The sequence below is a fragment of the Vibrio sp. V19_P1S1T109 genome, assembly GCF_002241375.1.
Taxonomy (GTDB): Bacteria; Pseudomonadota; Gammaproteobacteria; order Enterobacterales; family Vibrionaceae; genus Vibrio; species Vibrio anguillarum.
In genome coordinates this window covers 1-7699 of sequence record NZ_NDIM01000086.1, presented here as the reverse complement: position 1 = coordinate 7699, position 7699 = coordinate 1, and the positions used below count along the sequence as shown (strand labels likewise).

Below are 7699 nucleotides of genomic sequence, written 5' to 3'. Positions count from 1 at the left end.
ATGTTTAACAAAGTAAGGATTGTTGAATTTATTGGCGTGACCAACAATCGAAACCACTAAACGGTTCCATAGCGCTTTATCAAAAGGTTCTTTAGGAATGGCAGGATAAAGTGTTTCGACCTCTTCTCTGGCAAAGGCCATAAACTCTTTCTTTTTCCTCTTGTTATACTCTTGGGCGACATTATTGTAGTTGCGGATCCACTCTTTCTTAAAGCGAAGCAAGGCGGGCTCGGCTTTTTCTAAAGGTAGTCGAGAGAGATAAACACGCTTATACGAGATTTTGCGATCAATCATCGTTCGCATACTGGTTTGAATGTAGGTACCGTGCTGCGTAATGGAAATATCGCTCTCATCAAACAGATTCACACACCAGCCCTTAGGCCAAAAGTCAGCCTGTTTATACTGATTATTTCTAGCGGTTAATACTTGATGAAGCACTAAATCAGAAGTGCCTTTAAAGGTTTGCTGCCATGTGGCTATGCGAATTTGCAATGAACCAGGCAAGCGATAGACATTGGTAAACTTATCTTCGTTCATGACTTCTACAGTAATTGGTTGAATAAAATACAATTTTTGAATGCCATTTGAGTGCAGGGAATGCACCTCAAAGACGAAAGCCAAACGACGTGTCGATTATTTTATGACACATAAAATTATGTGCAGAGTACTCAGCTAATGATTTCAATTATAAGTATAAAAAGTGAGCGAGGTGGATTTTACAAGGTTTGCATTAAAATGCGAGCTTAAGTTGGCGTTAAATCTAATAATGATCAGCGATTATTTGCCTTATCTTGCAAAATTTGACTTTCTAGGTAGAGATAACTCGTTGTATTGCCTAGTCTAGTTAATAGAACTTCACAACTCGAGACCAATCATGGAGATCAAGTACCAGCAGTGGCAGCATAAGCTATACATGAAAGTGCTCAAATTGGCCGCAGCGATTCTGCCCATCTCCAAGCCAACCTTGTTTATTGGTAAAGAATCGCTCAAGCAACTCTGTTATTCGGTTTCTTTGATGGGTATTGAACGTGTGCTTGTCGTAACGGACCAAGGCATTGAAAAGCTTGGTTATGTAAAAAAACTAACCTTTGAGTTTGAGCGCGTTGGTGTCAGTTGTGTGGTGTTTAACCATGTATTGCCTGATCCTACTTATGATCAAGTTGAAGCCGGCCTCCATCAGTATCGATTGGAGAAGTGCCAAGGCGTTGTCGCTATTGGTGGCGGCTCTTCAATCGATTGTGCAAAAGTGATCGCCGCTTGTGCTACTAACCGCAAGTCGATCAAACGTTTAGTGGGGTTGTTAAAAGTATGGAAAACACCTGCGCCGCTGTTTGTGATCCCAACCACGGCAGGTACGGGCTCTGAAGTGACCGTCATTGCGGTGGTTTCTGACCCTCAAACTCAGCAAAAAACACCGATTACTGACCCGAAACTTGTGCCACTTATTGCAGCGTTAGATCCGATGCTGATGATGGCCTTGCCTACTCATATTACTGCGCAAACGGGGTTGGATGCACTCACGCATGCAGTGGAAGCCTTTATATCGCGTAATGCTACGCCAGAGACTGATCGCTATGCTATCGCTGCGGTTAAACTGATCCACGATAACTTGGAAAAAGCGGCGTTCTTTGGCCAAAATTTGACGGCGAGACAAAACATGGCACTGGCCTCTTATTACGCTGGACTTGCTTTTACCAAAGCCAGTTTAGGGTATACACATGCCATCGCCCATGCTGTTGGGGCGAAATACCATTTCCCGCATGGCTTAGCGAATGCGGTTGTGTTGCCACATGTATTGGAATACTCCAAAGAGGCGGCGAAAGATAAGCTGGCTAAACTGGCTGACGTACTCAAAATAACCGATCCACATTTGACCGATTCAATGAAAGCGGACGCCTTCATTGGGTATGTGAAAGAGCTCAATCACACACTGCATATACCTACACAGTTACAGGGGCTCATGCCAGAGCATATTCCAGAATTGGCCAAACAAGCTTTTCGTGAAGCGTTTTGGAATTATCCTGCGCCAAAATACATGCAGCAAACGGATTGTGAAGCGATTTTTAGGAAATTGTAATCTACATTCAGTGTTATCTTTGACCGCTCTCGTCATCATAGCAACGAGAGTGGTCAAATTAGGTCGATTCATTTTTTAAGCAGTATCAACCCACTTGGAAGAGTATCACCGAAGACACGTTTGGATTCTGTGTCAGACAGCTCATGCACTTCATTAACCAAAGTAAACCAAGTTTCTGGAACCTTACTCTGCTTTATCTTGGCTAAAACGAGCTGACGAACATCATCGCTAATATCAAAAAGACGATCTCCTGTCTTGCGACACATCATTACCGCGGCAAAGGCAATCATCGGTTCTTTTTGCCAGTTTTGATCAAGCAACTTCGGTAACCATTGTTCCACTTGCGCTCTTGGGATGACTGAATGTTGACTACCATACAGTAGCGTCCGAGAGGCTAACCGCCCAACGGCCCACCAGTGTGCTTGTTCACATTGAGTTTGATTAATCGCTTTGTTCAAAAACCACGTGGCAAGTAATACTTTATCTTCCACTTCTAGATGTTCCAGCGAAGCGGCAAGCCGCACCATTGCTTCGTACCCTTTGTCGTGCGCTTCTTGAGCTGATTTTGGATTTTTGATTGCGCTAGGGTGAAGATACTTAGCGATATCTGCCAGAATCGTTTCTTGTTGCTCCTGCCTCAGTCCGCCAGCAATACGCCGCCAAAATACCCACCAATCGCTCCAGCCTTGATGATTTTGGAATTGAATACCTTGTTGATACAGATTCCACATCTGTTCCATACGCCAGGGATCGGTTGGGTCGCCAAATCCTGGTCGCAGGGCAAATCCAGCCAGACGCAACCAGTTTTTCTCGTGTTGCTCTGAGCGACGTCGACGTTTACGGCCTTGAGAAAATGCATCAAAGAGCGGTCTTAGCGTGGTGAAATCCCATTCATCACGTGGCCCTAAAAGCTTATCTAAATCTTTGCCAAGCGTTTTTATGGCTTGGTTATCAGAGGCTTTTTTATTGCCACTATAAAGGTGTGTGATGAGCGAAATCGCCTCTGACAAGCGAGGATGACGTTGGATTTCACTGTCTGACTCACTGTGCTTGCGAACTTCAAACTCAAGTTGCCATCGGTTTTTTTCGTCCTCAACACTGACACATTCAATCTTGAGCGTGCCGACTTCCGTTAATTGACAAGCCAGTTGAACTTCTACTCGTTGCTTTTGGTTAGCATGCAATAGAGCATCATCATTTCCTTTTAACGCTGTTATATAGGGAGGCAGTGGCGTAAAAAGTTCATGTTCAACGGTCGATAACAGCCCATTTTGAACGCGGCGATCAGCAAACATATCATGGGTTGAGGTCAGGATGTTGAAGCGTACTGGTTCACCTAACGTCAGTGAAAATCGGCGGCTGGTCAAGCGTATCTCTTGTCCTTCTTCGGTGCCTTTAGCCAAGACACACAGAGCATGTCCCGCACTGTTTTTTTCAGGCAGGTGTAAAAAATAAGAGCGTGCCGATCCGCCGCCGATTTTAAGCTGTGCACCTTGGCGAGCTTTACCATACGCGACAGCACCGAGTGCGACTGCCCAATCAGGGTGAGGATTATCAAGCAGGGTGATCGGCGAACCTCGCCAATCGGTCAATAATTGAGTGATGCGCTTTGTGATAAGCTCACTATTAAATACGCCGCCATTGAGCAGCAACCCAACGGGAATTGCCGTTGCGTTTGACTCTTGCTTGAGCGCAAGGCGAGAAACGGCTTGGTGTTCAGCTAAAAATTCAGCGATATGTTTACTCACGGCAGGGTCGGCTGCGTAGGGCAAACCGAATTCCACCACAGCACTGCGGCGTTTAGTTGGACGTTCTTGTACCGAGCAAAGTGGGAAAAAGCCTTCCAGTGCAATCTCATGCACCTCTTGTTTCGTCAGGGAAATGCTTTTTGCTGCGCCTAATAGCTTTGAACCACTGCCAAGGAGCGTAATTTTTAGCTGCTCTGGGGCTTGGTTTGATAAGAGTTGCTCTTTGACTTGGCGAGTTTGCTGAATTAGTTTGCTCAAACTGGCGGCGGTTAATTTTTTCGAACCGTCAAAGCGCTGTTCAGCTAGATGAGCTAATGCTAAATCAAGGTTGTCACCTCCGAGCATTAAGTGATCACCCACGCCAATTCGGTCAAGAGAAAGTTGGCTGTCTGCGCTGTGTTTCGCTTCAATTAAACTGAGGTCTGTCGTACCACCGCCCACATCACAAACCAAGATCAAAGGGAGTGATTGCAGTTGCTGTGAGGCACAATGGCGGTGACGTGCGTACCAGTCATAGCAAACGGCTTGTGGCTCTTCAAGTAGTACAATTGAGCTTAAGCCAGCCAGTGTTGCAGCTTCGAGGGTGAGCTTACGAGCCGTTTCATCAAATGATGCCGGTACGGTGATAATGACGTTTTGATCTTCAAGTCGATGACTTGGATGACGGTAGTTCCATGCTTGCCGGATGTGATTGAGATAACTGGCGCTGGCAATCACAGGGGAAACTTTCGCCACATCGTGAGCGCCTGCCCACGGTAAGATGGCTTGCTTGCGATTAACCCCTTGGTGGGAGAGCCAACTTTTCGCGCTGGATACTTGTCGCCCTTCTACTTTTGCACCTAAATCTCTTGCCCATTGGCCAATAATTACCTCTTTGCTATCGCCCATAACCGGTTTAATTTGCCAAGGGAGCGATAGGGCATCAGGTGCGATCTGCCCGTCGGCTGGGTGATAACGAAATGACGGAAGGAGTGGTTTTCGAACCACTTCACCGGGGCCAATCAATTGGTCGACCTCAAAAAGATGCACGGGTGAGTCTTCTAACGATTCGGTGATTTCACAAAATGCCACCACAGTATTGGTGGTGCCTAAATCGATACCGACGAGAAAGCGAGGAGAAGACATGGAGGCTCCTGAATTTCAAAAACGGCATCCGAAGATGCCGTGTGGGGATTATTGAGTGACTTGAGGATCTTCACGCACATCGAACTCAACGTGCCATGTTTGGCCGTTGTCGGTCGCAATGGCTTCTAAGTGAAGTGTCCCGAGTTCTGTGATCGTTGAGGCTAAGTGAACCGGCACGACTTCGCCTTGTCGACGTCCTTCAGAAACAGGCAAGGTGACGTGGAGCTCGGGCAGCTCTACAAGTTCTTCTGGAGCCCAATAATCTAAGTGCATGCCAGCTTCGTCATCGCGGCGTATTGTTGAACCAAAGAATTGAAAATGCACAGGCTCACCAATGACCAATCCAAACTCTTGGCTTGGTACGCGGACACTGGTTCCTTCTTCCATGCCAAATGGAGCGACGCACAAGGCTTCCATCGGTGGTGCGATCCCCGGAATGGCAGGCATAGCACTTTCAATACCGACGTAATAACTCGAGGCTATACCACCGCGAATACGCACACCTTGTCCACGACGAACTGCGCCGTAATACGCTGCGCCGCAGGCGACGGCTAAATCAAGGTCTAAGCCTGTTAAGCGCTTCATCTGTGGTGCTCCCACAGTGCTCAACCAAGCATTAATAGTGCTGAGAAGACGGTTTGCTAATAAATCGGATTTTAACACGCCACCGTTTAGTAAGATGGCGGTCGGTTTAATAAAATCCATCTCTGGAGCTTCGCCCATACCGGGCATGCCAGCAAATGGGTTATCATTCAGAGCGGATTTTTCTAGAGCGGATATTTCACCACCCATTGCATGGGCTTGTTTTGCCAAGAACGCGGCGATATGGCGGGTAATTCCAGCGTCTTGCGCGTAGGGAAGGCCCATTTGCGTTAATGCGCCACGTGCTTTTTGTACGGGATGATCTGTGATATTCACTTGTGGGAAAAAACCATCGACCAAGGTTTGTTGCACTTCTTGTTGAGTCAATTCGGTTTTAAGCGTTGTACCGAGCAGTTTTGAACCGCGACTTGGTACCACAATCGGTACGGAATGTAGGGCACTGTCATTCAGAAGCGCCTCTTTAGCATCTCGGCAAGCGTGCGTCATCGCTTGTACTTGCCAAGGGGCTAATTCTTTACCTTCTTGCGCCAATTTCATTTTTAAACGGTAAGCAAGGGCAAGGTCCATGTTGTCGCCGCCGAGTAAGATGTGCTCACCAACCGCAATCCGATTGAGCGTTAAGTTACCAGCGTCTTCAGTCACTTCCACTAAGGATAAATCAGTGGTTCCCCCACCAATATCAACCACCAGAACAATGTCACCCACCTTGACTTCATCGCGCCACGCATCGTGGCTATTATCTATCCAACTGTATAAAGCCGCTTGTGGCTCTTCAAGCAGCGTTAATTGCTCAAAACCAACGTTGCGTGCTGCTTCAGCGGTTAAATCTCGGGCGGCTGGATCAAATGAAGCGGGTACTGTTAACGTGACATCTTGTGTGGCTAAGGGGAAGTCAGGGTGAGCGTGATCCCAAGCGCTTTTTAAATGCTCTAGATAGCACTCAGTGGCTTTTAATGGCGAGATCTTTTCCACTTCATCGCTGCTACCCACGGGTAAAAATGCATCACGTCGATTGATGCCACCATGACATAGCCATGATTTGGCACTGGCGACTAAACGAATCGGTGTCTTACTACCAAGGTTGCGCGCAATGGCACCGACTAAAGCTTTTGGCTCGGCCGACCAAGGCAAAACACGTGCGGCAGGGCTCATCTCATGTTCATGAGGCTGGTATAAAAACGAGCCTAATTGATGGCGGCTTTCAACCGTACCGGGCGCGGTAAGTTGAGGGATGCTCATTACTGAAACGCGAGCGTTTTCATCCTGTGTATCAACATAAGAGAGCACGCAATGTGTTGTGCCTAAGTCAATACCAATACTAAATTTTGGCGCTGTCTGTTCCATTACAATTCAACCTCGGCAGGTGCGATGATTGAAGCATCATACTGTTCAGCCAATTTAGGCAAAGTGATAGCTGTTGCTTTCCAGCCTTTATGGACTAAGGTGCCATTAAAGGGTGCTGAACCCGTCACATTACCCGTTAAGCGAACTTCTTGCGGGTTGAAACCGGCTTCAATGGTAATTCGGCTCTCTTCATCTTCGCCGCGAATAGGCGTGAGCTGAATGTAATCTTGTAGGACTTTTTTACCACCGGCGTGGATCACGCGCGCCGCAGCTCCAACTTCCTCATCTGAAAAAGCGGTGACATCTTCATTTAAGAAGTCAATCAGACGAGCTTCTTGCTGCATTAACGACAACAGTTGTAGGGCGGAATCGGTTGGCGCTGTCGCTAATTTAGATTCGACTTCAACTACGCGCTCAATCACTTTTTCTACTTCTACGATTTTTTCGACTTCAACAATCGTTTCAACCGGCTTTTCGACTTCGACAATTTTCTCGACAGGTTTTTCAACAACTTTCTCAACGACTTTTGATTTGCGTGATACCGCAATGAGAAGTAGCAAAAGGCTTGATGCACTGAGCCCAGCATGCAGCATATCAAAGGTGGTAGGGATCATATTTAAATCGAAGTTCATCACAATTCTCTTTACACAATGAAGTAGGCGTGGGAATTCTCGTGAGCCTACGGTGAATAGACTTAAAAATAGGGGCGCAGCTTACCATATTCAAGGCGAATACAGGATAGAAAGTCCGCATCATCACGTTTAAGCTAAAGCGATTGCTTGCGTTTTGAGCAGTATCAATC

Annotated in this window: 5 protein-coding genes; 1 reads left to right on the top strand and 4 read right to left on the bottom strand. The window is 46.8% G+C overall.

What is annotated here, in order from left to right:
• Window positions 1-537 (bottom strand): MSHA operon transcriptional regulator (locus B9J87_RS03995; RefSeq protein ID WP_254918093.1); only part of this gene is annotated, 537 nt, incomplete at its 3' end.
• 337 nt (window positions 538-874) lie between these two features.
• On the opposite strand from B9J87_RS03995, the gene B9J87_RS03990 reads away from it, so the two are divergent.
• A complete protein-coding gene (locus B9J87_RS03990) occupies window positions 875-2077 on the top strand; it encodes an iron-containing alcohol dehydrogenase (protein WP_013856800.1) in 1203 nt (400 codons plus the stop codon).
• 68 nt (window positions 2078-2145) lie between these two features.
• On the opposite strand, the gene B9J87_RS03985 is transcribed toward B9J87_RS03990, so the two are convergent.
• From B9J87_RS03985 to B9J87_RS03975, 3 genes are read right to left on the bottom strand one after another with little or no spacing between them, the layout of a single operon-like run.
• The gene (locus B9J87_RS03985) at window positions 2146-4950 is read right to left on the bottom strand and encodes an Hsp70 family protein (RefSeq protein ID WP_094149410.1); all 2805 of its coding nucleotides are present in this window, start codon (window positions 4948-4950) and stop codon (window positions 2146-2148) included.
• A 48-nt stretch (window positions 4951-4998) separates the two neighbouring features.
• Window positions 4999-6897 (bottom strand): Hsp70 family protein, encoded by a 1899-nt coding sequence (locus B9J87_RS03980; RefSeq protein WP_094149408.1) that lies wholly within the window; start codon window positions 6895-6897, stop codon window positions 4999-5001.
• Complete coding sequence (locus B9J87_RS03975) at window positions 6897-7529, bottom strand: DUF2760 domain-containing protein (RefSeq protein WP_064625254.1); 633 nt, start codon at window positions 7527-7529, stop codon at window positions 6897-6899. Before B9J87_RS03975 ends, B9J87_RS03980 begins: the two co-directional genes overlap by 1 nt.
• Window positions 7530-7699 lie beyond the last annotated feature (170 nt).

Excerpts from the sequence above, each read along its gene's own strand:
- B9J87_RS03990 (WP_013856800.1), top strand. The coding sequence starts at position 875 with ATGGAGATCAAGTACCAGCAGTGGCAGCATAAGCTATACATGAAAGTG.
- B9J87_RS03985 (WP_094149410.1), bottom strand. The coding sequence starts at position 4,950 with ATGTCTTCTCCTCGCTTTCTCGTCGGTATCGATTTAGGCACCACCAAT.
- B9J87_RS03980 (WP_094149408.1), bottom strand. The coding sequence starts at position 6,897 with ATGGAACAGACAGCGCCAAAATTTAGTATTGGTATTGACTTAGGCACA.
- B9J87_RS03975 (WP_064625254.1), bottom strand. The coding sequence starts at position 7,529 with ATGAACTTCGATTTAAATATGATCCCTACCACCTTTGATATGCTGCAT.